The organism is Bartonella sp. AP57NXGY, assembly GCF_042195805.1.
Classification (GTDB): Bacteria; Pseudomonadota; Alphaproteobacteria; order Rhizobiales; family Rhizobiaceae; genus Bartonella.
In genome coordinates this window covers 1-1,349 of sequence record NZ_JBHIOZ010000292.1, presented here as the reverse complement: position 1 = coordinate 1,349, position 1,349 = coordinate 1, and the positions used below count along the sequence as shown (strand labels likewise).

Genomic DNA, 1,349 nt, shown 5'->3' with positions numbered 1-1,349 from the left:
TGCCGCCCCAAAAGCGATGGCTTTTGCCAGCTAAACAGACATAAGTTTTCACGTTGAATCCAACGTCTTGGCGCAACACAGGAAAGAGGTGTTTGCGCCAAGAAAGAGAGAAAATTGAAACAAAATTTATTTTTCCGTCCCTTAACCCAAACACTGGAGAAAACAATCTTTAGAGAATGAATATGATCTGAGCCAAGAGAGTCAAATCATGCGAAACCATTCAGTTTCATATCCTCTCTCATAGAAACAAATGAAAAAGCATAAAACAGAATAAAAACCAACGTACATTTTTAAATAGTATTTAAAAACAATATTGGAAGAGTTTGAAAGGAACATGCATGAAAAAAAGAAATCCCTCCCCTTTTATCACCGAAATGATGGAAAAATTTCAACAACCGGCTGAACAATCCCCCACCAGAACCCCTCCTTCCCAAGTTTCTCAAAGTTTGCCAAAAGCAACTGTAGAAAAACGCCCAGAAAATTTATCCCCCCACCCAAAAGTTGCTCCACCACCTCCCCCACGTATGAAAAGCCCAATGCAAACCAGCACAATGCCTCCTAACGCCAAAAACCAAGAGACGCCTCCCCCACAAAAAAAAGCAGCCCCACAAAGACCCCCGCGTGCAAAAGAGAGGCAACAACATAAACCAACAGTTCAAGAGTCCCCCTCCCTACAGACAAAAGTGGCTCCGCCCCTTCCTCCACGCATGAGAGAAAAAACACAAACCGGCACAACAATCTCCAACTCAAAAAACCAAGAAAGCTCCTCCACGCACACAAAAGCAGCTCCACAAAAACCTCCGCGTGCAAAAGAGAGGCAACAACATAGACCAACAGTTCAAGAGTCCCCTTCCCCGCAAAAAAAAATGGCCCCGCCCCCGCCCCCACGTATGAGAGAAAAAACACAAGCCGACGCAAAAATCCAAAAGCATGAAACCCAAGAAAGCCCCTCCACGCGCATAAAAATGGCCCCACAAAGACCACCGCGTGCAAAAGATAGAGAACAAAACAAACCAACTGCTCAAGAATCCCCTTCTCTACAGACAAAAGTGGCTCCGCCCCTTCCCCCACGCATGAGAGAAAGAGCACAAAACGGCACAAAAATTCAAAATCCTGAAACACACGAATCAAGTGTTAGACCCAAAACATCATCACATATGAAAGTGAGGCAGCAAAGCAGTTCATCATCACAAGACAGTGGAACATATGCCGTCCCGCCTTCAAGAAAACCGCACCGTATGGAAAACAGAAAACAAAGCGATACTGTCGTCCCAAAAACTTCCTCTCCACACACAGCAATTGAACAACCAAAACCGTCTCACGAACAAAAACCATCTATTAATACAATG

1 pseudogene is annotated in these 1,349 nt (G+C 44.6%); it reads left to right on the top strand.

Annotated features, from left to right (window positions below):
- Window positions 1–338: 338 nt before the first annotated feature.
- Window positions 339–1,349: pseudogene (locus ACFIL8_RS10390) on the top strand (transporter); the annotation flags it as partial.